Annotated in this window: 1 pseudogene; it reads left to right on the top strand. The window is 28.2% G+C overall.

Annotation, left to right across the window (positions count from 1 at the left end):
- Positions 1 to 190, top strand: a pseudogene (locus KVT27_RS26260) (EamA family transporter RarD); the annotation flags it as partial.
- Between the last annotated feature and the right edge of the window lie 44 nt (positions 191 to 234).

Here is a 234-nt window from a genome sequence, read left to right as displayed (position 1 = left end):
ACATTATATTGCGCCAACGATTAGATTAATTTTAGGTGTATTCGTATTTGGTGAACATTTCACCTCTACTCATATGATTGCATTTTTCTGTATATGGGTTGCATTATTTGTGTTTTCAATAGCGAAAAGAAAGTTTTTAGTGCAGAAACAACCTAAATTTATAAAAAATAAATCAGCAAAAGTATCATAATGCGTAGTATTTTCTACGCATTTTTCTTTATACTGATACTATAT

Origin of the sequence: Lysinibacillus sp. GbtcB16 (assembly GCF_019091145.1) — a bacterium.
GTDB classification, from domain to species: Bacteria; Bacillota; Bacilli; order Bacillales_A; family Planococcaceae; genus Lysinibacillus; species Lysinibacillus fusiformis.
This window is presented reverse-complemented; position numbering and strand designations above follow the sequence as displayed.